Source organism: Rhizobium sp. R339, from assembly GCF_002211395.1.
GTDB lineage: Bacteria > Pseudomonadota > Alphaproteobacteria > Rhizobiales > Rhizobiaceae > Rhizobium.
On sequence record NZ_LOKV01000026.1, the window covers coordinates 85,437 to 105,365 of the forward strand.

The following is a 19,929-nucleotide window of genomic DNA, read 5'->3' on the forward strand; positions in this document are numbered from 1 at the left end:
AGATCTTTAACACTGGTTGCTTAAACGTTTTTGAACCCTTGACTGGCAAAGTCCAACGGTCAGGGAGCCGTAATGCAGACAGTTGCCAAGTCGCAGAGCAAGGGATCGGGAATAGGCCGCCACATCACCGTCACCGGCGTGCTTTTCTCCTTCGCGGTCATCGTCGCTGTCGTCACCATCATGGTGCTGACGGCGCTCGAACGCGTGGCCGGAAATGCCAATCTCCTCGATGACGAGCGCTCGCGCGAAACGACGATCGGCGCGATGAAGACCTTCGAGGAACAGCTCGGCGCCACGCTTGACGACTATGCCGCCTGGGACGATGCCGCCGCCAATGTCTATGCGCCTGACGGCATCGCCTGGACGGTCAGCAATTACGGCGAGATGTCGGTCAACAGCCCGCTCTTCGACATGGCGATCGTCATCGACGACCAGAAGAAGGCGATCATCGCCTATCGCGACGGCCAGCCGATGGTCGAGCCGCTCACAGACTTCTTCGCGCCCTCGCTCTGGACCCTGTACGACAGGGTGAAGGCGGCAGGCCCCGCCGATCGTCCGCAGGCGGTCGGCTTCGTCACCACCAAACGCGGCATTGCCGCCGTCGGTGTCGCGCTGGTGCGGAAGAAATCCGGTGAGCTCGACGCGCCTCCCGGCCAGCACCGCTATCTCGTTTTCGCCCGCCATCTCGACGACGACAGGGTGACCGCGCTCGGTCAGACCTATGTCATCGGCGGGCTGAAGCTGGCGCCGCCGGCCTTCGAAGCCGATTATTTCGTGCCGATCGTCGATCCCTCTGGGACAACGCTCGGCAAGCTCGTGTGGATCTCGCGTTCGCCCGGCGATATCGCCTATGCGCAGGTGCGGCCGATGGTCATTCAGGCGCTCGGACTGGTCGGTCTGTTTTTCATGGTGCTGCTGGTCATCGGCTGGCTTGCCGGCCGCCGGCTGAAGGGCGAGGAAAACAGTGCCCGCGAGGAAGCCCTGCGCGACAGGCTGAGCGGCCTTTCCAATCGCGATGGCCTCGGGCTCGCCGTCGATCGTTTCGTTGCCGAGGCGCGCCAGACCAAGCGCAACGTGCTGCTTCTCTATCTCGACCTCGACGGCTTCAAGGAAGTCAACGACAGCTACGGCCACGGCACCGGCGACCAGCTGATCCGTGCCGTTGCCGCCGGTCTCGCCGTGCTCATTCCGCGAGGCGCGGTTCTCGCGCGTATCGGCGGCGACGAATTTGCGATCGCCTTTCTCTCCGACGGCGAACATGCCGCCGCCCTGCAGCTTTCCGAACAGATTCTCGATTTTCTTGCCGAGCCGCTCGAAATCGGCCGCCGCGTCGTCGTCGTCGGGGCAAGCATCGGCATCGCCATGTCGCCTGCCGGCGCGATCAGCCGCGAGGAACTGGTGCGCCGCTCGGACCTTGCCATGTACAAGGCGAAAGAGGCCGGCCGCGCGCGCATGACGCTGTACGATCCGTCGATGGATGCCGATCGGGAACAGCGCAACGAGTTGGAGATCGACCTTCGGGTCGCGATCGAAAGCGGCGATCTGACGCTCGCCTACCAGCCGCTGGTCGATGCGGCGACGCATGCGCTGAATGGCGTCGAGGCGCTGGTGCGCTGGAACCGTCCGGGCTACGGTCCCGTCTCACCCGATGTCTTCATTCCGATCGCCGAGACCAGCGGGCTCATTGAATCGCTCGGCCTGTTCGTGCTGCGCAAGGCCTGCGAAACGGCCAAGCAGTGGCCGGGGCTCGCCATCTCGGTCAACGTTTCTCCAGGCCAGTTCCGCAATCCCGCCTTCACCGACTACGTGCGCTACGTGCTGAAGCAGACGGAGATCGAAGCCGGCCGCGTCACGCTCGAGATCACCGAAGGCTACATGATCCAGAATCCGCAGCGCACCCGCCAGTCGATCGAAAGATTGAAAGGGTTGGGCGTCAAGGTGGCGCTCGACGACTTCGGGTCCGGCTTCTCCTCGATCGGCTATCTCAGGCAGTTCGGCTTCGATCGTATCAAGATCGACCGCTCGCTGGTCATGGATGTCGACGAAGGCAAGCGCCAGCGTGAGATGCTGCAGGCGACGGTGGCGCTTGCCCGCTCGCTCGACATTCCCGTCACCGCCGAGGGCATCGAGACCGAGGCGCAGGCCGTTGCCATGCGTCTCTTCGGCTGCGATTGCCTGCAGGGTTATCTCTTCGGAAAGCCGATGACGGCCGACCACATCACCGCATTGCTGAACGAGCGGCATGCCGCGGAACCGGCCGCCCCGCGCCGTCTCGGCGCGGCCTGAGCGGTCGCCGGTCGATAGGTCCGGCACACGGAATTGGCTCAGCTGCCGATATGTCGCTGGCCGCGTTTCTTTGCGAGCGCGATCTGATGCTGACGCTGACGGTAACGCAACCGGTCCTCTTCGCTACGCGTGTGATAGCAGTGGCTGCAGGAAACGCCTTCCTCATAGAGCGGCGAGGTGATTTCCTCCGCGGTGATCGGATTGCGGCAGGCGTGGCACAGCTTGTGTTCGCCCTCCTTCAGCCCATGCTCGACCGAGACACGCTCGTCGAAGACGAAACAGGCGCCATCCCAGAGGCTTTCCTCCTCAGGCACGTCCTCCAGATATTTCAGGATGCCGCCCTTCAGATGATAAACCTCGTCGAAGCCCTCAGCCTTCATGAAGGCCGTGGCCTTCTCGCAGCGAATGCCGCCGGTGCAATACATGGCGATCTTCGGCTTGTTGTGCAGGCCGGGATTCTGCCGCACCCAATCAGGAAATTCGCGGAACGTCTTCGTCTTCGGGTCGACCGCGCCGCGAAAGGTGCCGATCGCGGTTTCGTAGTCGTTGCGCGTATCGATGACGATGGTGTCGGGGTCTGATATCAGCGCATTCCAATCCTTCGCCGTCACATAGGTGCCGACCACCTTGTTGGGGTCGATATCCTCGACGCCCATGGTGACGATTTCCTTCTTCAGCTTCACCTTCATGCGCAGGAAAGGCATTTTGGAAGCGCGGCTTTCCTTATGCTCCAGCCCCGAAAATTCCTGCTGGGCGCGCAGAAAGGAAAGGACGGCATGGATGCCGGCATCCGGCCCTGCGATCGTGCCGTTGATGCCCTCATGCGCCAGAAGCAGCGTTCCCTTGACGCCGTTCTCCTCGCACAGCGCCTGCAGCGGAGCCTGCAGGCTCGCAAAGCGCGGCACGGAAACGAAATGGTAGAGTGCGGCCACGAGGAACGGGCTGGTGTGTGTCAGGCTGTCGGTCATGGGCCGGAAATACAGAAAATCGGCGGGCCGCGCAATTGCCTCCCGGTACCCTTCTCAACGCCCGACCGTCAGCCAGAGAAGCTCTATCCGCTCGGCTTCCTCGTCGGGATCGTCGGCGAAGACGGCTTCGGCTTTGACGAGCGCCTGACGCCGGTCTTCCTGCTGGCGGAAGATGATGGCGTCGAGCAGGTGTGCCAGATCGTCGTTGCGGGTGAAGAGCTGGGGTTCGGCCTCGACCAGTTCGGAGAGCACGGCAAGATCGTGGATGTGGCCGAGATCCTCGACAAGCTCCTTGGCCGCATCGCGCTTGGCCTGCATTGCGCCCGGCCAGACGTCGCGCAGGAGGGAGTGATAGAGCCGGTAGTCGTAGGTGCGTTTGCGCAGGTCGTGGAAATCGCCGGCCGATGCCTCGCCGTGGCAGGCCGCGAGGGCAGCCTTCGCCTTCCGCGCGGTGCGGCGCCAGCTTTTGCCCAGCATGCGGGCATTCTTGCGGTGGCTGCCGGCGAAGGACACCTCATCCAGGCAACTGATCGCCTCGTTCAAAACATCCGAGGTTTCCACCAGTCTCTGTTCCAGGCCGCTTTCGGCTTCCGCCATCCAGTCTCGGCGCCCTTCGAGGATGGTGACGATGCGGCCGAGCGCTTCGTTCTCTTCTTTCTCGCGGGCCGTTTGCTGCAGATATTGGGCGGTGCCGACGAGGGCATTGGCGTCCCGGATCGCCGAAAGCGACCGCGCGGCGCTGCGCAGGCGTTCATTTTCATGGACCTGGAAATCCGGCACTTCGCGGGCCACGAGCCGATAGAGCGAGCGCAGCCGCTTCAGGTTCTTGCGGAAGGAATGGATCGCCTCATGCGCGCCGTCCGGTCTCTCCTCGAGAACCGTGACGGCGTCGTCGAGCTGTTCCTTCGCAACGCTGCGGAACTCCCGGGTGAAGTCGGCGTCAGGCCGTATGCGATAGGCCATGCCTGTCGTGCCCATATTCTGTGGCAAGGGCCTGGTTGGAATAGCGGAAATCGCCGGTCACTTCGCGGCCGAGCCAGGCCGGCAGCGCCGGCTTGTCGGTTTCGGCGGTCATTTCCACCTCGGCGATGACCAACCCGCGATGTTCGCCGGCAAAGACATCGACTTCCCAGACGAAGCCCTCATGCGGAACGCGATGACGCGTCTTCTCGATGACAATGCCGATTGCGTTCTGCAACAGCTCTTCGGCATCGGCGACCGGAATGTCATATTCGAATTCGTCACGGGTGATGGCGCTGCGGCCGATCTTGATCGTCAGTCTCGCTTTCCTGCCGTCGAGGATGCGCACCCGGACCGAACGATCGTCCATCGAGGCGATGTAGCCCTGCCTGAGGCTCGACTTCGTCTCGACGGCGGAACGCCATCCGTCGCTGCGCACGAGAAACTTCCGCTCGATTTCTTTCGCCATACCGGTGAACCTTTTGTGACGATCGGGGCACGGTAGCCCAATTCCCATGGATTTCCTACCCATCTTGTCCTGTGAATTGGTTTTGCCTCGACAAGGTTCCGCTGGGACGCTATTCGGGACCAATTCAATCGTTTCAAACAATCCGTTTCAAGGAGGTCGCGCGACCATGGGTGAGAAAACAGAGAAGCTCCTTTCCATCCTGAAACTCCAGCCGGTCGTCCCTGTGCTGATCGTCGACGATGCCAAGTCGGCTGTGCTGCTCGCCCGCGCGCTTGTCGCGGGTGGCCTGAAGGCGATCGAGATCACCATGCGCACGCCGGCGGCGCTTGATGCCGTGCGCGCCGTCGCCGACGAAGTCGAGGGTGCGGAAGTCGGAGCCGGCACGATCCTGAACGCCGCCCATTGGGAAGCCGCCGTCCAGGCCGGTTCGAAATTCATCGTCAGCCCGGGCACGACGCAGGAACTGCTCGACGCCGCCGCCGATTCCGAGGTGCCGCTGCTTCCGGGAGCGGCGACCGCCAGCGAAGTCATGGCTCTGCGTGAGGAAGGCTATCAGGTGCTGAAGTTCTTTCCGGCCGAGCAGGCCGGCGGCGCCGCCTACCTCAAGGCGCTTTCTTCGCCGCTCGCCGGCACGCTGTTCTGCCCGACAGGCAGCATTTCGCTGAAGAACGCCGGGGATTATCTCTCGCTGCCGAACGTCGTCTGCGTCGGCGGCTCGTGGGTCGCGCCGAAGGAATTGGTCGCTGCCGGCGACTGGGCGGGGATCACCAAGCTTGCGGCGGAGGCCGCGGCGCTAAAAGCCTGAGGTCGGAGGCGGGGGATACACAATCCCCCGCGCCCCGTGTTTGTATTTCAGCCGTCGCAAACCTATGTTCTCTCCAGCCTCAAACAGGGAGACGACGAGGAATGTTCGACGCAAAGAAGCTTCTCGACCAGTTCTTGGGTTCGCAGGTGCCCGGTCTCGGCGGTTCAGTCCGCGACAGGGCGGGCGATGCCGTGCAGACGGCGAGGAACAACCCGATGAAGACCGGCGCGCTTGCGGCCGTGCTTCTCGGCACCAAGACCGGGCGCAACATCGCCGGCAATGCGCTGGCGATCGGCGGTCTTGCCGCCATTGCCGGCCTTGGCTACCAGGCCTACAAGAATTATCAGGCGGGTCAGGCGCCCGCGGCTCCCTCGGATGCGCCGTCGGCCAATAATCCAGTTCTCCTGCCGCCGCCTGTCGAATCCGGCTTCGGGCCGGCGTCACCGGCCGGCAGCAACGAATTCGTGCTGGTGCTGATCCGTGCGATGATCGCCGCCGCCAAGGCCGACGGCCATATCGACGATGCCGAACGTGCGCTCATCATGGACAAGATCAAGGCGGCCGATGTCAGTGGCGAGGCCGCCGCCTTCATCGAACGCGAACTCGCTTCGCCGACGGATATCGATGCGCTTGTGGCTGCGGCGGTGACGGAAGAGCAGCGTGTCGAGCTCTACACCGCCTCGCGCCTAACCATCGAACCGGATTCGCGCGCCGAACGCGGCTATCTCGATCTGCTTGCCGGCCGGCTCGGCCTTGCCGACCAGCTGGTCGACCATATCGAGGCGACGGTGTCGTCCGCCAAGACGACCTTGTCACAGTAACATCTAGGCCGGTTGCCTTTGTCGGGCGGCTGGCCTATCCACTCCTCAGAACAGGGGAGTGGATATGCGCGATCTTGCGAATTTCAAAGGCTGCCCGGCGCCGAAGCCGGTGACGCTGAAGGGCCGCTTCGTTACCGTCGAGCCCTATCGGCGGGCGGAGCATCTCGAAGCTCTGTGGGAAGGTCTCGGCGGCATGGGCATCAACCCGCTGCTGCTCTATTTCGCGCAGGACGATTTTTCCGGCATCGAGGATTTCGCCAACTGGCTGGAGGCCGTCTCAACCAAGTCCGGCTGGCTCACCCATATCTTCCGCGACAACGCCACCGGCAAGATTGTCGGCATGGCGAACTATATGCGCGCCGACCCGGCAAACGGCGTCGTCGAGATCGGCGGAGTGGCGCATGGCGCCGATATGAAGCGCTCGCCGCTCTCCACCGAGGTGCACTATCTGATGGCCAAGCACGTCTTTGAGGACCTCGGCTACCGCCGCTACGAATGGAAATGCGACAACAAGAACGAAGCGAGCAAGACGACGGCCCTGCGCTACGGCTTCAGCTTCGAAGGCGTCTTCCGCCAGCATATGATTTCCAAGCACCGCAATCGCGACACCGCCTGGTTCTCGATGATCGATGCCGAATGGCCGCTGATCAACGATGCCTTCGAAGCCTGGCTTTCGCCTGAAAATTTCGACGCCGCCGGCAGCCAGATCCGTCGCCTGCAGGATATCCGCGCCGATCTGGAGAAGGAAAGGCTCGCGTGACCCCCGAGAGCCGCTCCCAGGCGACCGCCGCCGCCATCATCCTGCTCGGCGCCGGCCTCGTCCTCTATTTCTTGCCGACCATCGTCCTGTGGATCGGCAATTTCTCGCCGGCGCTGGCGATCGTCGTCGGCATTTGCCTGATCATGGCGCTTTTTGCGGTCTTCTGGCTGCGGGCGCGTTATCAGCGGGGCAGAGGCAAGTAAGGCTAGCCCTGCAGGGAGGCGCCGAGCAACAGGACGCCCATCAGGATGACAAGTACGGCGCCGAGGATTTCGATGGCGTTCCCGACCCAGACCGAAGCGGTCGAGCCGCGTCCGGAGAGGCGGACGGCAGCGCCCTTGGCGGTGACGGCAAGGGTTGCGAGCACGGAGACGGTGATCGCCGTGCCGAGCGACATGGCGGCGACCGAAAGCACGCCGCCGAGATAGAGCCCGTTCAGCAGCGAAAAGGTCATGACCAGAAGCGCGCCGGAGCATGGGCGAAGGCCGACGGCGACGATCGCCGACCAGGCCTCGCGGGCGCTGAACTTGTCGCCGCCGAGCAGCGCCGGGTCGGGCACATGGGCGTTGCCGCAGGTCTCGCAGACCATGCCGGGAACGAAGGTATGGCCGGCTTCCACGGCTTGCGCCTTGCCGCTGAAGGCATAGGCCTGGCGTTCGGCCGCATTGTCCTTCCAATCGAGCATCATCGAGACCGGCCCGGCAGGCGTCGCCATCAGCCGGCGGCCAGGCAGGTTGCCGATCATCGAGCGCAGTTTGCGGAAGAGCAGCCAGCCGCCGAAGAGGATGACCATGACGAAGCTTGCGATCTCCATCGCATGGGTCGCCGCCGTCAGCGTGATGCCCGTGCCGCGCAGCACCAGCCAGGCGCCGCCGACGAGCGCCACCGCCACCACGCCCTGAATGAAGGCCGAGATGAAGGAGATCACCACGCCGCGCTTCAGCTCGACCTCGTTGGCGATCATGTAGGAGGAGATGACCGCCTTGCCGTGGCCTGGGCCTGCGGCATGGAAAACGCCGTAGGCGAAGGACAGGCCGATCAGCGAGGCGAGCTGCCACGGATCCTCCCGCATCGCCTTCAGAGCATTGGTCAGCGCCCGGTAGAAGGCCTGCTGCTCATAGTTCACATAGAGCAGCAGCGGGGCGAGCGGCCCGCCGGTCGGCTGGAAGCTCGGCTCCGCCGTGCCGATGCCGAGCGGCGATTGCGCATGGGCGAGGCTTGCCGCCGCCAGGAGCGCAAGGGTCGCCGCGGAAAGAATGAGGGGCAGGCGCTTCGTCAGCATGTAACCTCCAGCCGGGTGGCGAAGAGTTTGGACATGTTGGTGCCGGTGGGATCGTTGAAGAAGGCGTCGGTCAACGACTGCTTGTTTTCCGAGATCACCTGGTCGGCATCGGGTCTCACCACCTGGTGCTTGCAGGCCTTGAAGCCGTCGCCGACGATTGAAAGTTCGGCGTCGGTCGGAAAATCGATCGACGTGTAGAGCGTCGGGTCGTAGACGCCGAAGCTCAGCCTGCCCTTGAGCGGCATCTTTTCTGCCGGCTTCACCGCGAAGAACATCAGCAACTGGCCGTCCTTGTAATCGACGTGGATGATGTCGGGCTTCTGGACGGTGATGTTCTTCCCGTCGACCGTCAGGTTCATGTAGTAATCATAATCGGCAAGCGACTGCTTCACCGTCTTTCCGACCTCCGCGAGCTCGTTCGGCTCCAGCTTCAAATCGGTGTTCTTGTCGAAATCCATGACGACGGAGGAGGAAAAGACCTCGTCGAAGCGCCAGACGTTGCGCAGTTCCTCGACGCTGCCGTCCTTGGCGGCCACGACCTCGAGACGCGCTTCCACGAAGATGTGCGGATGGGCAAAGGCGGCGGCCGGCGCCAGCGAAAGAAGCGCGGCCATCAATATCGTCGAATGTTTCATTTATGCCGCTGCCCTGTTCGGTGACGCTGACTTCTTGCCAGAAATTGGGACGGAATTGGGACCGGGGGCCCTATCCGGCTCATGTGATGAGAGGTTCAGGCGGGACGCAGTGTCGCATCGCCGGTCCTCTCACGGGTGCTTCTTGAACCAGTTGTGCAGGTAATCGACGAAGATCCTCACCTTGGCCGGAAGGTAGCGCCGGTGCGGATAGACGGCATAGATGCCGCGGTCGGTCGGGATGTAGTCGTTGAACAGCGTCAGCAGTTCGCCGCTTTCGATCGACTTGCGGGCGATAAAGTCGGGGACGAGGGCGATGCCGATGCCGGCGAGGGCAGCGCGCAGTGTCGCATGCGGGCTGTTGACCTCCATCGGGCCGGAAACGGCGACGGCGAAAGTCGTATTATCGGGATTGTAGAAGCGGATGCTCCCCTGGGTGCGCGAATTGGTATCGACGATGAAGGGGACGTTGGAAATGTCGCTCGGATGCTCGAGATCGGGATGGCGCTCGAGAAAATCGGGGGTGACGCAGAGATGGACGCGGAAATCGGAGATCTTGCGGGCGATCATGCCGGAATCTTCGAGCTTGGTGATGCGGATCGCGACATCGAAGCCCTCCTCGATCAGGTCGACGAATCGATCGTCGGCGGCGATCTCCAGCGACAGGTCGGGGTTTTCCCGGGCGAAATCGATCAGCGACTGGCCGACATCGGCATCGACGAAGGTGCGCGGCACCGAGACGCGAAGCTTTCCCCTCAGCTGTGCATTGTTCTCGCGCACGAGATCGGCAAGGTTGTCGATCTCCTTCAGGATGTCGGAGGCGGTGCGATAATAGGTGTGGCCGGCCTCGGTCATCGAGAACTGCCGGGTGGTGCGGTTGAGCAGCAGGGCGCCGAGCTCATCTTCCAATTCGCGCACATATTTGGAGAGCAGCGCCTTGGAGCGGCCGGTGCGCCTTGCTGCGGCGGAAAAGCCTTCGGCCTCGACGACGTCGATGAAGGCGCGTATGCGAGTCAGAGTGTCCATGGCGCTTCCCCAGTTGTTTCGAAACGTTGAACAAATCGGCCCGTTTTGTTCAATTATTTTTTTGACCTCGGAAACAAAAAAACGCTTGATTATGAAGGCGAATATTCTTATTTCCCACTCAGCCCAAAGTCGCACGTGCCCATGGGTGTCCGCCGAACCCTCGAATTGGTGAGGAAATCGGTAAGGTACCTGGAATTAACCCCTCCAGTCGCTATTCCGGCCAACCGGAAAATGCGAGGACGCCTGAAGCAACGACGGTGCGGGCCTTTTTGTTCTCTCCCTGCTTTCCATCAGCGGGGGTTACTGAAGAGGCACACCATCATTGCCGGAAGTGCGGTTGGGATTCTCCCTCCAATCCATGGCAGACAAAGCCGAACTTACACCGCGTCCGCGGCGTTGGTTCACTATCCGCGCATCGAGCGCTTGCTATGGTTCCGGGGTCTCCACCGGCTGGTTCCAATGCGAGTTCTCGTATGCCCTTTGTCCTCCGGTTCATGCCGGAGCTCTGGAATTGGAAGAGGGAACGATATGACCACCCAGCGCATCCGCGACTTTCTCGCAACCCGACGTCCCGACGGTCCCTGCCTCGTGGTTGACCTCGATGTCGTTCGCGACAATTTCCACGCCTTCCGTCACGCGATGCCGGACAGCGCCATCTACTACGCCGTCAAGGCCAACCCGGCCCCTGAAGTGCTGAAGCTGCTCGCAGGCCTCGGCTCCAATTTCGATTGCGCATCCGTTGCCGAAATCGAGATGGCGCTCGAAGCCGGTGCGACCGCCGCCCGCATTTCCTACGGCAACACGATCAAGAAGGAGCGTGACGTTGCCCGCGCCCATGCGCTTGGCGTCAGCCTCTTTGCGGTCGACAGCCACGAGGAAGTCGAGAAGATCTCGCGCGCCGCTCCCGGCGCCCGTGTCTTCTGCCGCGTGCTGACGGATGGCGAAGGCGCCGAATGGCCGCTGTCGCGCAAGTTCGGCTGCGTCCCGCAGATGGCCGTCGACGTCCTCGTCTACGCCCATCAGCTCGGCCTGCAGTCCTACGGCGTCTCGTTCCATGTCGGTTCGCAGATGACCAAGGTCGATGCCTGGGATTCCGCACTTGCCGATGCCAAGCGCGTCTTCGTCTCGCTTGCCAAGCAGGGTATCCACCTGCAGATGGTCAACATGGGCGGCGGCTTCCCGACCAAGTATCTGCGCGACGTTCCGTCGGCGGAAGCTTACGGCAAGTCGATCTACCAGGCGCTGCGCACGCATTTCGGCAACCAGATCCCGCAGACGATCATCGAGCCGGGCCGCGGCATGGTCGGCAATGCCGGCGTCATCAAGGCTGAAGTCGTGCTGATTTCGAAGAAGTCGGACAATGACGATGCCCGCTGGGTCTTCCTCGACATCGGCAAGTTCGGCGGTCTCGCCGAGACGATGGACGAAGCCATCCGCTATCCGATCCGCACGGAGCACGACGGCGACGAGATGGAGCCCTGCGTCATCGCCGGCCCGACCTGCGATTCGGCCGACGTGCTCTACGAAAAGAACCTCTATCCGCTGCCGATCTCCCTTTCGATCGGCGACGAGGTTCTGATCGAAGGCACTGGCGCCTATACGACGACCTATTCGGCGGTCGCTTTCAACGGTTTCGAGCCGCTGAAGGCCTACGTCATCTAAGGCCGTTTCCGCCGGCCCCGTAACCAGCCGGGGCGGCAATTTCACAATTTCCTTCATCGCCGCTGATAACGGTATTGGGTACGGGAGGCCAAGATGGCCGCTGTTCTTGATTCTGTCCGCGCATTCTTTGCGCCCACCACTTTTGCCATCGACGTCGAAAATCCTTCGGACGTCGTTGCCCGCGAAAACCTGCTCGACCGCGTCATGGGTCCCGATCGTCGCAAGAAGTCGTCGGAGAAGATCCGCCGCAACCGCATTCCGGCCGACGGCTTAGCGCTCGTCGCGCGCGACCGCGACGGCCATGTCATCGGCACGGTGCGGCTCTGGAACGTCGAGGCCGGCGTCAACGATGAAGGCACGCCGATCAACGCGCTGCTGCTCGGTCCGCTCGCCGTCGATTCCCGTCACGGCGGCAAGGGCATCGGCGCGGCGCTGATGCGGGCAGCGATCCTCGAAGCGAAAAACCGCGGGCATGGCGCCGTCCTGCTCGTCGGCGATGCCGCCTATTACGAGCGTTTCGGCTTCTTTGCCGAAAAGGCTCGCCATCTCGTCATGCCGGGTCCGTTCGAACGCTCGCGCTTTCTTGCGCTGGAGCTCAGGGAAGGCTGGCTTGACGGCGCGGCCGGCATGATCGTCCCCTCGGGGCGCATGTTGGCCGGCGCGCCGGTTCGCCGCGCAGCCTGAGGCCCGCGCGACCAGTCGGCCGGGGTTGAGGTCCTTCCCTCGGCCGGCAATGTCCGCGCCGCTTGATCATGGAGGCAGGCGGGCCTGCCGTGGTTGCGGCGCGGATTTCTTTCACGGCCGGGTGGGCGAGGTCAGCCGGTTCACCTACAGACACAATCGCGTGAAAAGTGCTGCCGGCACGCGAATATGCTGCGGCGATCTCCTATCTTGCGCCGCATGAACCGCATCTTTTGCCTCCTCCTTTTCTTCTGCCTGTCGCTTGCCGCAACAGGTCCGACGTCTGCCCAGAGCACGGCGTCCGCCGCCGGTCTTGGTTCGCGCCTCGACCGGGCAGCGAGCGATCCTGCGATGCGGCCGCTGAAGACAGTGATCGTCGCCCGCGACGGGCGCGTGCTCACCGAGCGCGGCTTCCGCGGTCACTCGCCGGCGGAATCGACCAACATCAAATCCGCGTCGAAATCGATCATTTCCGCACTGGTCGGGATCGCCATCAGCAAAGGTCTGCTGGAAGGGCCTGAGCAGAAGATCGCGCCGATCCTGAAGGCCGATCTTCCCGAAACACCCGATCCGCGCCTTAAAGACATCACGGTCGGCAATCTACTCTCCATGCAGGCGGGGCTCGACCGCATGTCGGGGCCGAACTACGGTCGCTGGGTCTCCTCGCGCAATTGGGTGCGCTTTGCGCTGTCGCAGCCTTTCGTCGATCAGCCCGGCGGAGAAATGCTCTATTCCACTGCATCGACGCATCTGCTTTCGGCCATCCTCACCAGAGTCAGCGGACGGTCGACGCTGACTCTGGCCCGCGAATGGCTCGGCCCCGTTGAGGGTTTCCGTATCGGTGCATGGGAGCGCGATCCGCAGGGGATCTATCTCGGCGGCAATCAGATGGCGATGAGCGCCCGGTCGCTGCTTGCCTTCGGCGAACTCTATCGCAATGGCGGGCGCACGGCGGAGGGAGAGCAGGTGGTGCCTGCCGATTGGATCGTGCAATCGTGGCAGCACCGCACCAATTCGCGCTTCTCCGGCGACGAATATGGCTATGGCTGGTTCACACGTGAGATCGGCGGCGAAGAGGTGCATTTCGCCTGGGGGTACGGCGGCCAGATGCTCTATATCGTGCCGTCGCTCGATCTCACCGTCGTCATGACCTCGGAAGAGAGCGGCCCCTCGGCCCGAAACGGCTACAGGGATTCGCTGCACGGCTTGATGGCAGACATTATCGGCGCCGTGCGCGCCGCTTAACGCGGACGCCTCGAAAAACGCGATCGTTAAACTTTTAACGAAGCCTCCAATCAAACCGCAAAACGCTTGCTGTAGGTTCGCCGCCAGAACCTCGGGAAAGCGTCATGCTACTGGATCTCAGGACGATCTATTTCATTGTTGCCGTGAGCTGCTTCGTGCTGGGCATTCTCCAGCTTGCAGCCTATGCGACCGGCCGCTTCGACAGGTGGCCGCTCTGGTGGGGCTTGAGCAACCTCCTCATCGGCGTCGGTTCCTTTCTCGTCGCGCTGCGCAATATCGTTCCCTACGCGGTCTCGATCGACGGCGGCAATATCGTCACCATCGCCGGCTATATGCTGATGTTTTTTGCCGTGCGCGTCTTTTCAGGACGGGCTCTCGAACAGCGCTATTTCTGGCTTGCCATCTTCCTCGTCAGCGTGCCTGTCGTCCTTATCGTCAGCGACCCCACCGCGGTCTCGGCAAGGCTCCTTTACGTTTCCGTCATCTGCTGCCTCTGCGATCTTGCCGTCGCAAGGGAGGCGCTCAGCATCGTCCGCCGCGAGAGGCTGTATTCGGCGGCTCTGCTCGTCGGCCTCTATGTCTGCACCGCCATGATCTTTGCCGCGCGCAGCATTCTTGCGGCGACCGGAGAGATCGGCGGGCCGGATCCTTTCGGCGGCAGCGTGGTCCATAGCTGGATGGCGGTATCGGCGGTTGCCTTCATCATGCTCCGCAGCATGGCCATGGTGCTGATGGCGGCCGAGCGCAGCCGAAACCAGCTGACGGAACTCGCCCACCACGATCCGCTGACCGGCGCGCTCAATCGCGGCGGCCTTGCCCAGCATGTGCCCACTCTCGGGTCCCAGCCGGTTTCGCTGCTGATCATCGATATCGATCACTTCAAGCAGCTGAACGATAGGCACGGTCATGCGGCCGGCGACGAGATCCTGCGACTTTTCGCCAGCGTTTCGAGAAGCATCATGCGACCGCACGATCTGCTCGCCCGTCAGGGCGGGGATGAGTTCCTGGCGGTGCTGAAAAACCTATCCAGGGAAGATGCCGTTGCAATTGCCGAGCGCATTCGTCTCGACTTCGCCGCCGCCGTCATGCAACGGCCGGATCTGGCCGTCTTTCCGACGCTGAGCATCGGTGTCGCCACGCGGGAAAGCGATGGAGACTTTGAAAATCTCATGCACAAGGCGGATGAGGCGCTTTACCGTTCGAAGCGCGAAGGCCGCAACCGCGTCGAAGCCTTCTGGGAAAACCAGCAGGCGGCATAGCTAGATATTCTGATCCATCGTCTCGGCCGGGATTTCGTCGGCGCGGTGGATGCGCACGACGGTGGCCGGCACGCCGGCGACCGTGCAATGTTCGGGAACCGCTTTCAGCACGACGCTGCCGGCGGCGATCTTGCTGAAGGCACCGATTTCTATATTGCCGAGGATTTTGGCGCCAGCGCCGATCATCACGCCGTGGCGGATCTTCGGATGACGGTCACCGGTTTCCTTGCCGGTGCCGCCGAGCGTGACATTCTGGAGGATAGATACCTCATCCTCGATCACCGCCGTTTCGCCGATGACGATGCCCGAGCCGTGGTCGAGCATGATCGAGGCGCCGATCCGTGCGGCCGGATGGATATCCGGGCCGAAGACCAGCGAGGCGAGATTGGCGAGCCAGGTGGCGATCTCGGGGCGGCCGGCGTTCCAGAGCGCATGGGCGATGCGATGCGTCTGCAGCGCATGGAAGCCCTTGAGGTTCAGGAGCGCGTGCAGAAATGTCGTGCAGGCGGGATCGCGCTGGCGCACGGCTGCGAGATCGGCCTCGACCTTCCGCATGATGTCGTCGGTGAGGGTGGACAGGATGAGATCGAACAGATTGCCGGTTTCTACCTGCGTCACGGAAAGCCGGGCAGCGAGCACGCGGGCGAGGATCTCATGATTGCCGATGGCATCGGTGATCTCCGTGGTCAGCAGCCGTCGCAATATCGGCTCGCGCGCCGCAAGCTCCGCCGCCTCGGTGCGGATGGCGCTCCAGACGGATGCATCGCCCAAAGGCGGCGGCTGTTGCTCGGCTACACCGAGGCCGGTCGATTTCGGCATTCGCATTTCCTCTGTCAGCACGGCGACGGCTATGTCCGCGTGCATTTCATGGTTTGCCTAGGCAAGGCATTTGGCAAGCTCAATGTTCCGGAGCTTCGGCCGATGTTTTAGCCGGACGGTTTCAGACCAGGCGTCAGCTCCGGAAGCCGGCGCCAATGGTAGAGCACGTCAGGCTCCTTTTCCTCATTATCGATGCCGTTGGTTTCTTCCTCGGCGGAAAAGCCGTGCCGCTCGTAAAAAGCACGTGCCCCAATATTGCGTTGGAACGTCCAGAGCCTGATTTCGTCCATCTCCTCCTTGGCGCAGCCGAGAAGGATCGAACCGATGCCGATGCCCTGGAAATCAGGAAGAACGTAAAGCTGCTCTATCCAGCCGTCGCCAGAGGCGATGACGCCGACGAGCTTGTTTCCGATGGCGGCGCCAAGGATCGTGCAGGTCGGCAAGAGATGCATGCGCCAATACTGCTCTTCCTCCTCAGGCGTGTGGACATCCAGCAGCCAGGGAAGGCGCTGCCAAAGCGCCACGCGCCTGATCCCTGCCGCAGCCCGCATATGGTCGGGCCCGAGCTTTACGATCTCGGGTTCCGTCAATGCCTCTTCCATGGCCGGCAACGCGGCCTCAAGCCGAAATGTCGATGACGCCGCAATCGCCGGCTTCGGAAGCAAAGGCGAGCAGTTTGCCGTTGCCGCTCCAGCTCATCGCGGTGATCGCGCCCTTGCCGGGGCGGCGCAGCAGCGCTTCCTTGCTGTCGGCGATGCGCACGGCCAGGATCATGCCGTCGATGAAACCGATGGCGAGGATATCCTCCAGCGGGTGGAACCTCACCGAGGTCGCCATGATATTGGCGCGGGTTCCGAGTTCGAGCGGCGCCTTGCCCATCGGCCCGTCCTTGCCCTGGAAGGGCCAGACGATGGCGGCGGGGGCGCCTGATGAGGCGAGCCATTTGCCTTTGACGGACCAGGAGAGCGATTTCACCTTGGCCGGGTAGCCGGTCATGCGCATATGGCGCGCTTCGGCGCCGGGCTTGCTGTCGAGCTTCCAGCCGTGCAGAGCGTTTTCCTGCATCGAGGTGACGAGGAAATTACCGTCCGGCGAGAAGGTGACGCCGGTATGCGCACCCTTCCATTCGAGATCGACGGGCTTGGCGCTCATGCCGACCCAGTGCAGCGAGACGCCGTTATAACGGGCGGCGGCGATGCGCAGGCCCTTGGGCGCGAAGGCGATGCCCTCGACGGTGCGCTCCTCGGGAAATTCCTTGGTCGTGCCGTCGGCGAGGCGCACGAGCGAGTTCTTGCCGTAGGAATAGGCGATGGCGCCCTGGGGCCCGGCGGAGACCTGCGAGATCCACTTGCGCGGCTCGGCGGCGAGTTCGCTGACGCTGCCGTCGGCAGCGATGCGCAGCACCTTGCCGTCCTCGCCGCCGGAGATCAGGCTCTCGCTATAGGGATCGCGGATGGCGGTGAGCATGCCCTGATGGGCTTCTGAAACCCTCTCGCCGCCATCCAGCCGGTGAAACGTGCCGTTTGCGTTTGCGAAGAAGGGAACATCACCTAAAAATTCGACGGCCAGAACGTGGCCGTCGAGATCAAGCGGTGCAACTGTCGGCATCAGGCGGCCGCCTCGCAGGCCTTGAAGGAGGCTTCGAGCTTTTCGCGGTCAAGATCGCGGCCGATGAAGACGAGACGGCTCTCATGCTTCTCGCCGTCCTTCCACGGCCGCTGGTGGTCGCCTTCGATGATCATGTGCACGCCCTGGACGACATAACGCTCCGGATCGTCCTTGAAGGCGATGATGCCCTTGAGGCGCAGAATGTTCGGTCCCTGCATCTGGGTGATCTTCTGGATCCAGGGGAAGAAGCGCTCGGCGTTCATCTCGCCGCCGCGCAGCGACACCGACTGCACCGTCACATCGTGGATCGCCGACATGGCACCGTGATGTTGATGGCCGTGGTCATGATCATGATCATGATGGTGGTGGTCGTGATCATGATCGTGGTGGTGATGATCGCAATCCGGGCCGCAGACGTGGTCGTCATGGCCGTGTTCCAGGAAATGCGGATCGTTTTCGAGGGCGCGCTCCAGATTGAAGGCGCCCTGGTCGAGCACGCGGGCGAGGTCGACGCCGGAGCGGCTGGTCTTGTAGACACGGGCGGCCGGGTTGATGGCGCGGACGATGTCTTCGATCACGGCGAGTTCGTCGGCGGTCACAAGGTCGCTCTTGTTGATGACGACGACGTCGGCGAAGGCGATCTGGTCTTCGGCCTCGCGGCTGTCCTTCAGGCGCAGCGGCAGGTGCTTGGCGTCGACCAGCGCGATGACGGCGTCGAGCTCGGTCTTGGCGCGCACGTCATCGTCCATGAAGAAGGTCTGGGCGACCGGCACCGGATCGGCAAGGCCGGTCGTTTCCACGATGATGCCGTCGAAGCGGCCGGGGCGGCGCATCAGGCCTTCGACGACGCGGATGAGGTCGCCGCGCACCGTGCAACAGACGCAGCCATTGTTCATCTCGTAGATTTCCTCGTCGGACTCGACGATCAGGTCGTTGTCGATGCCGATTTCGCCGAACTCGTTGACGATGACCGCATATTTCTTGCCGTGGTTTTCGGAGAGGATGCGGTTGAGCAACGTCGTCTTGCCGGCGCCGAGATAACCGGTGAGCACGGTGACGGGAATAGGCTTCTGGGTGGAGATCGCGTCGGTCATGAGAACCTCTAGGATTAGGCGTGCGGCCGACCGGCTTGGATCGGCCGCTTGAACGGTTGGTCTCATATAATGGCATGGGCACGGCAGTTCAAAGGATTTTATAATGTTATAAGATCACATTGCCAGCGTCGCACAAAAGGCAATCTTCACCGAAGCTGCGTGATGTCGAATGCATCGACGTCTTCCAGCAATTCCACCAAACCGTTGACCGCATGCGCGATCAGCGCCTCGCCTTTTTCAGCGGTCGCAGCCGCGGCATTGCCTGCAACGCCTTCCGCGTTGAGATCCGACATCTTCCAGCCGAAGGCATGCGGCCCATAGGCGCGCAGATGTTTGAAGCGGCCGGCGAATTCGGTCTGCCGCGAGGGAAAATTCCCCGCCTTGGTCATATCGACCCTGCCGGGATGAAGCGCCAGCATCACCGAGGTCTCGATATCGCCGCCATGGATGTCGATCGCCTTTTCCTCCGGCGAGATCACGCCGTCGGGCAGGCCGAAGCGGGTCCAGCTCGTCGCTACCGCCAGCATGGCGAAGCGGACCCTGGCCTCGGTCGCGACGATCGATATCAGAGGCGAATTGCCGCCATGAGCATTCAGCATCACGAATTTGCGGGTGCCCTGCTTGGCCAGCCCTTCTGCGATGCCGAGCCAGCGGTTGACCGCTTCGTCGAAGGCGAGCGTCTTCGTTCCTTCAACATCCATATGCTCTATGGAGTAACCGACCGATTCGGCGGGCAGGAAGGTGACGGGCAGGCGGGCGGGCAGGGCCGCCTTCAATCGTGCGGCGATGCCTTCGGCAATCAGGGTGTCGGTCTCGAAGGGCAGGTGGGGGCCGTGCTGCTCATGAGCGCCGAGCGGCAGCACGGCGATCGGGGGGCGCGCGCCGGGGGCAGAGGCCGGGTCGCTGTCCTCGAAGCGGGGCGAAGGCGTCATCATCCGGTCGTAGCCTCTTGTTTATGACGAGATCCTGGGCAATGTCATATCGCAGCGGCGCCAGCGCTTAAAGATCAAAGGGATGGCTATGGGCAAGAAGCACAAGGACGGCAAGAAGAACAAGTCCAAGAAGAAGGACCAGACCGAGTATACGCTCGTCGATCTTTCTCCGGCGCTCACCCAAGCGGCTCGTTCCATGCGTACGGTGCTATCGCGCAACCTGTTTGAAAGCGGGCTCTATGCCGGCCAGGACGGCGTCATCCTCTCTCTCGCCGAGAGCGACGGCATGACGGCCGGCGGGCTTGCCCAGAAGCTCGGGGTCAAGGCGCCCACGATGACGCGCACCATCGGCCGCATGGAGGCGCAGGGTTTCCTCGAGCGCAAGCCCGACGCCGAGGATGCGCGCCTGACCAAGGTTTATCTGACCCCGCTTGGCCGCGACAGCGTACGGGCGATCGAGATGGCGGCCTCGGCCTGCGACCGGCTGGCGACGCAGGAATTCTCCGAAAAGGAAATCCGCAATCTCGTGCGCCTCTTGAAGGCGATCGACGCCAATCTGCAGGCCGAAGCCCTTCATATCGAAGAACCGGACGACGAGTGAAATTTCCCCTGAAAGACGA

Annotated in this window: 21 protein-coding genes; 10 read left to right on the plus strand and 11 right to left on the minus strand. The window is 62.7% G+C overall.

The genetic code is table 11. From position 1 onward, the window contains the following. Positions 1 to 72 precede the first annotated feature (72 nt). The gene (locus ATY76_RS27390; protein WP_088677803.1) at positions 73 to 2,286 is read left to right on the plus strand and encodes an EAL domain-containing protein; all 2,214 of its coding nucleotides are present in this window, start codon (positions 73 to 75) and stop codon (positions 2,284 to 2,286) included. Positions 2,287 to 2,324: 38 nt separating this feature from the next. Here the strand turns inward: ATY76_RS27390 and ATY76_RS27395 are convergent, their stop codons facing one another. From ATY76_RS27395 to ATY76_RS27405, 3 genes are read right to left on the minus strand one after another with little or no spacing between them, the layout of a single operon-like run. Continuing rightward, positions 2,325 to 3,254 carry a rhodanese-related sulfurtransferase gene (locus ATY76_RS27395; RefSeq protein ID WP_088677804.1) on the minus strand — a complete coding sequence of 310 codons (930 nt, stop codon included), beginning with the start codon at positions 3,252 to 3,254 and terminating at the stop codon, positions 2,325 to 2,327. Positions 3,255 to 3,308: 54 nt separating this feature from the next. Then, positions 3,309 to 4,217: a CHAD domain-containing protein gene (locus tag ATY76_RS27400; protein ID WP_088678043.1), complete on the minus strand. Its 909-nt coding sequence runs from the start codon at positions 4,215 to 4,217 to the stop codon at positions 3,309 to 3,311. Next, entirely contained in the window at positions 4,195 to 4,683 is a 489-nt protein-coding gene (locus ATY76_RS27405) for a CYTH domain-containing protein (RefSeq protein WP_088677805.1), read from the minus strand. Before ATY76_RS27405 ends, ATY76_RS27400 begins: the two co-directional genes overlap by 23 nt. A gap of 166 nt (positions 4,684 to 4,849) precedes the next feature. Between ATY76_RS27405 and ATY76_RS27410 the strand changes: the two genes are divergently transcribed. The 4 genes from ATY76_RS27410 to ATY76_RS27425 all read left to right on the plus strand — a co-directional run bounded on the left by ATY76_RS27410 (position 4,850) and on the right by ATY76_RS27425 (position 7,272). Further along, complete coding sequence (locus ATY76_RS27410; protein ID WP_088677806.1) at positions 4,850 to 5,488, plus strand: 2-dehydro-3-deoxy-phosphogluconate aldolase; 639 nt, start codon at positions 4,850 to 4,852, stop codon at positions 5,486 to 5,488. A 101-nt stretch (positions 5,489 to 5,589) separates the two neighbouring features. Further along, a complete protein-coding gene (locus ATY76_RS27415; protein WP_088677807.1) occupies positions 5,590 to 6,309 on the plus strand; it encodes a tellurite resistance TerB family protein in 720 nt (239 codons plus the stop codon). 64 nt (positions 6,310 to 6,373) lie between these two features. Then, on the plus strand, positions 6,374 to 7,069 hold the full coding sequence (locus tag ATY76_RS27420; protein WP_088677808.1) for a GNAT family protein: 696 nt from the start codon (positions 6,374 to 6,376) through the stop codon (positions 7,067 to 7,069). Then, on the plus strand, positions 7,066 to 7,272 hold the full coding sequence (locus ATY76_RS27425; protein WP_088677809.1) for a hypothetical protein: 207 nt from the start codon (positions 7,066 to 7,068) through the stop codon (positions 7,270 to 7,272). The genes ATY76_RS27420 and ATY76_RS27425 overlap by 4 nt, the downstream gene beginning before the upstream one ends. A gap of 2 nt (positions 7,273 to 7,274) precedes the next feature. On the opposite strand, the gene ATY76_RS27430 is transcribed toward ATY76_RS27425, so the two are convergent. The 3 genes from ATY76_RS27430 to ATY76_RS27440 all read right to left on the minus strand — a co-directional run bounded on the left by ATY76_RS27430 (position 7,275) and on the right by ATY76_RS27440 (position 10,009). Continuing rightward, entirely contained in the window at positions 7,275 to 8,351 is a 1,077-nt protein-coding gene (locus ATY76_RS27430; protein ID WP_088677810.1) for a nickel/cobalt transporter, read from the minus strand. Continuing rightward, a complete protein-coding gene (locus ATY76_RS27435; RefSeq protein WP_088677811.1) occupies positions 8,345 to 8,986 on the minus strand; it encodes a DUF1007 family protein in 642 nt (213 codons plus the stop codon). The genes ATY76_RS27430 and ATY76_RS27435 overlap by 7 nt, the downstream gene beginning before the upstream one ends. 129 nt (positions 8,987 to 9,115) lie before the next feature. Continuing rightward, positions 9,116 to 10,009, minus strand: a complete 894-nt coding sequence (locus ATY76_RS27440; RefSeq protein WP_088677812.1) for a LysR family transcriptional regulator — start codon at positions 10,007 to 10,009, stop codon at positions 9,116 to 9,118. 528 nt (positions 10,010 to 10,537) lie between these two features. Between ATY76_RS27440 and odc2 the strand changes: the two genes are divergently transcribed. From odc2 to ATY76_RS27460, 4 genes are all read left to right on the plus strand, one after another. Beyond that, positions 10,538 to 11,671: an ornithine/lysine decarboxylase gene (gene odc2, locus ATY76_RS27445; RefSeq protein WP_016737287.1), complete on the plus strand. Its 1,134-nt coding sequence runs from the start codon at positions 10,538 to 10,540 to the stop codon at positions 11,669 to 11,671. A 93-nt stretch (positions 11,672 to 11,764) separates the two neighbouring features. After that, positions 11,765 to 12,355, plus strand: coding sequence for an N-acetyltransferase (locus tag ATY76_RS27450; RefSeq protein WP_088677813.1), 591 nt, complete (start codon positions 11,765 to 11,767; stop codon positions 12,353 to 12,355). Positions 12,356 to 12,571: 216 nt separating this feature from the next. Next, positions 12,572 to 13,597 carry a serine hydrolase gene (locus ATY76_RS27455; protein WP_190233749.1) on the plus strand — a complete coding sequence of 342 codons (1,026 nt, stop codon included), beginning with the start codon at positions 12,572 to 12,574 and terminating at the stop codon, positions 13,595 to 13,597. 104 nt (positions 13,598 to 13,701) lie between these two features. Continuing rightward, positions 13,702 to 14,856: a GGDEF domain-containing protein gene (locus tag ATY76_RS27460; protein WP_088677814.1), complete on the plus strand. Its 1,155-nt coding sequence runs from the start codon at positions 13,702 to 13,704 to the stop codon at positions 14,854 to 14,856. On the opposite strand, the gene cysE is transcribed toward ATY76_RS27460, so the two are convergent. The 5 genes from cysE to ATY76_RS27485 all read right to left on the minus strand — a co-directional run bounded on the left by cysE (position 14,857) and on the right by ATY76_RS27485 (position 19,312). Continuing rightward, complete coding sequence (gene cysE, locus ATY76_RS27465) at positions 14,857 to 15,675, minus strand: serine O-acetyltransferase (RefSeq protein WP_088678045.1); 819 nt, start codon at positions 15,673 to 15,675, stop codon at positions 14,857 to 14,859. Between the two features lie 107 nt (positions 15,676 to 15,782). Next, a complete protein-coding gene (locus tag ATY76_RS27470) occupies positions 15,783 to 16,277 on the minus strand; it encodes a GNAT family N-acetyltransferase (protein WP_088677815.1) in 495 nt (164 codons plus the stop codon). Positions 16,278 to 16,293: 16 nt separating this feature from the next. Then, the gene (locus tag ATY76_RS27475) at positions 16,294 to 17,283 is read right to left on the minus strand and encodes a WD40 repeat domain-containing protein (protein WP_088677816.1); all 990 of its coding nucleotides are present in this window, start codon (positions 17,281 to 17,283) and stop codon (positions 16,294 to 16,296) included. Continuing rightward, a complete protein-coding gene (locus ATY76_RS27480; RefSeq protein WP_088677817.1) occupies positions 17,283 to 18,377 on the minus strand; it encodes a GTP-binding protein in 1,095 nt (364 codons plus the stop codon). Before ATY76_RS27480 ends, ATY76_RS27475 begins: the two co-directional genes overlap by 1 nt. A 146-nt stretch (positions 18,378 to 18,523) precedes the next feature. Then, complete coding sequence (locus ATY76_RS27485) at positions 18,524 to 19,312, minus strand: creatininase family protein (RefSeq protein ID WP_088677818.1); 789 nt, start codon at positions 19,310 to 19,312, stop codon at positions 18,524 to 18,526. A gap of 85 nt (positions 19,313 to 19,397) precedes the next feature. Between ATY76_RS27485 and ATY76_RS27490 the strand changes: the two genes are divergently transcribed. Continuing rightward, a complete protein-coding gene (locus ATY76_RS27490; protein ID WP_088677819.1) occupies positions 19,398 to 19,910 on the plus strand; it encodes a MarR family transcriptional regulator in 513 nt (170 codons plus the stop codon). The last annotated feature ends 19 nt before the right edge of the window (positions 19,911 to 19,929 follow it).

What these genes read in the sequence shown, in the direction of transcription:
- ATY76_RS27390 (WP_088677803.1), top strand. Translation starts at nt 73, where the DNA reads ATGCAGACAGTTGCCAAGTCGCAGAGCAAGGGATCGGGAATAGGCCGC.
- ATY76_RS27395 (WP_088677804.1), bottom strand. Translation starts at nt 3,254, where the DNA reads ATGACCGACAGCCTGACACACACCAGCCCGTTCCTCGTGGCCGCACTC.
- ATY76_RS27400 (WP_088678043.1), bottom strand. Translation starts at nt 4,217, where the DNA reads ATGGCCTATCGCATACGGCCTGACGCCGACTTCACCCGGGAGTTCCGC.
- ATY76_RS27405 (WP_088677805.1), bottom strand. Translation starts at nt 4,683, where the DNA reads ATGGCGAAAGAAATCGAGCGGAAGTTTCTCGTGCGCAGCGACGGATGG.
- ATY76_RS27410 (WP_088677806.1), top strand. Translation starts at nt 4,850, where the DNA reads ATGGGTGAGAAAACAGAGAAGCTCCTTTCCATCCTGAAACTCCAGCCG.
- ATY76_RS27415 (WP_088677807.1), top strand. Translation starts at nt 5,590, where the DNA reads ATGTTCGACGCAAAGAAGCTTCTCGACCAGTTCTTGGGTTCGCAGGTG.
- ATY76_RS27420 (WP_088677808.1), top strand. Translation starts at nt 6,374, where the DNA reads ATGCGCGATCTTGCGAATTTCAAAGGCTGCCCGGCGCCGAAGCCGGTG.
- ATY76_RS27430 (WP_088677810.1), bottom strand. Translation starts at nt 8,351, where the DNA reads ATGCTGACGAAGCGCCTGCCCCTCATTCTTTCCGCGGCGACCCTTGCG.
- ATY76_RS27435 (WP_088677811.1), bottom strand. Translation starts at nt 8,986, where the DNA reads ATGAAACATTCGACGATATTGATGGCCGCGCTTCTTTCGCTGGCGCCG.
- ATY76_RS27440 (WP_088677812.1), bottom strand. Translation starts at nt 10,009, where the DNA reads ATGGACACTCTGACTCGCATACGCGCCTTCATCGACGTCGTCGAGGCC.
- odc2 (WP_016737287.1), top strand. Translation starts at nt 10,538, where the DNA reads ATGACCACCCAGCGCATCCGCGACTTTCTCGCAACCCGACGTCCCGAC.
- ATY76_RS27450 (WP_088677813.1), top strand. Translation starts at nt 11,765, where the DNA reads ATGGCCGCTGTTCTTGATTCTGTCCGCGCATTCTTTGCGCCCACCACT.
- ATY76_RS27455 (WP_190233749.1), top strand. Translation starts at nt 12,572, where the DNA reads ATGAACCGCATCTTTTGCCTCCTCCTTTTCTTCTGCCTGTCGCTTGCC.
- ATY76_RS27460 (WP_088677814.1), top strand. Translation starts at nt 13,702, where the DNA reads ATGCTACTGGATCTCAGGACGATCTATTTCATTGTTGCCGTGAGCTGC.
- cysE (WP_088678045.1), bottom strand. Translation starts at nt 15,675, where the DNA reads ATGCCGAAATCGACCGGCCTCGGTGTAGCCGAGCAACAGCCGCCGCCT.
- ATY76_RS27470 (WP_088677815.1), bottom strand. Translation starts at nt 16,277, where the DNA reads ATGGAAGAGGCATTGACGGAACCCGAGATCGTAAAGCTCGGGCCCGAC.
- ATY76_RS27475 (WP_088677816.1), bottom strand. Translation starts at nt 17,283, where the DNA reads ATGCCGACAGTTGCACCGCTTGATCTCGACGGCCACGTTCTGGCCGTC.
- ATY76_RS27480 (WP_088677817.1), bottom strand. Translation starts at nt 18,377, where the DNA reads ATGACCGACGCGATCTCCACCCAGAAGCCTATTCCCGTCACCGTGCTC.
- ATY76_RS27485 (WP_088677818.1), bottom strand. Translation starts at nt 19,312, where the DNA reads ATGATGACGCCTTCGCCCCGCTTCGAGGACAGCGACCCGGCCTCTGCC.
- ATY76_RS27490 (WP_088677819.1), top strand. Translation starts at nt 19,398, where the DNA reads ATGGGCAAGAAGCACAAGGACGGCAAGAAGAACAAGTCCAAGAAGAAG.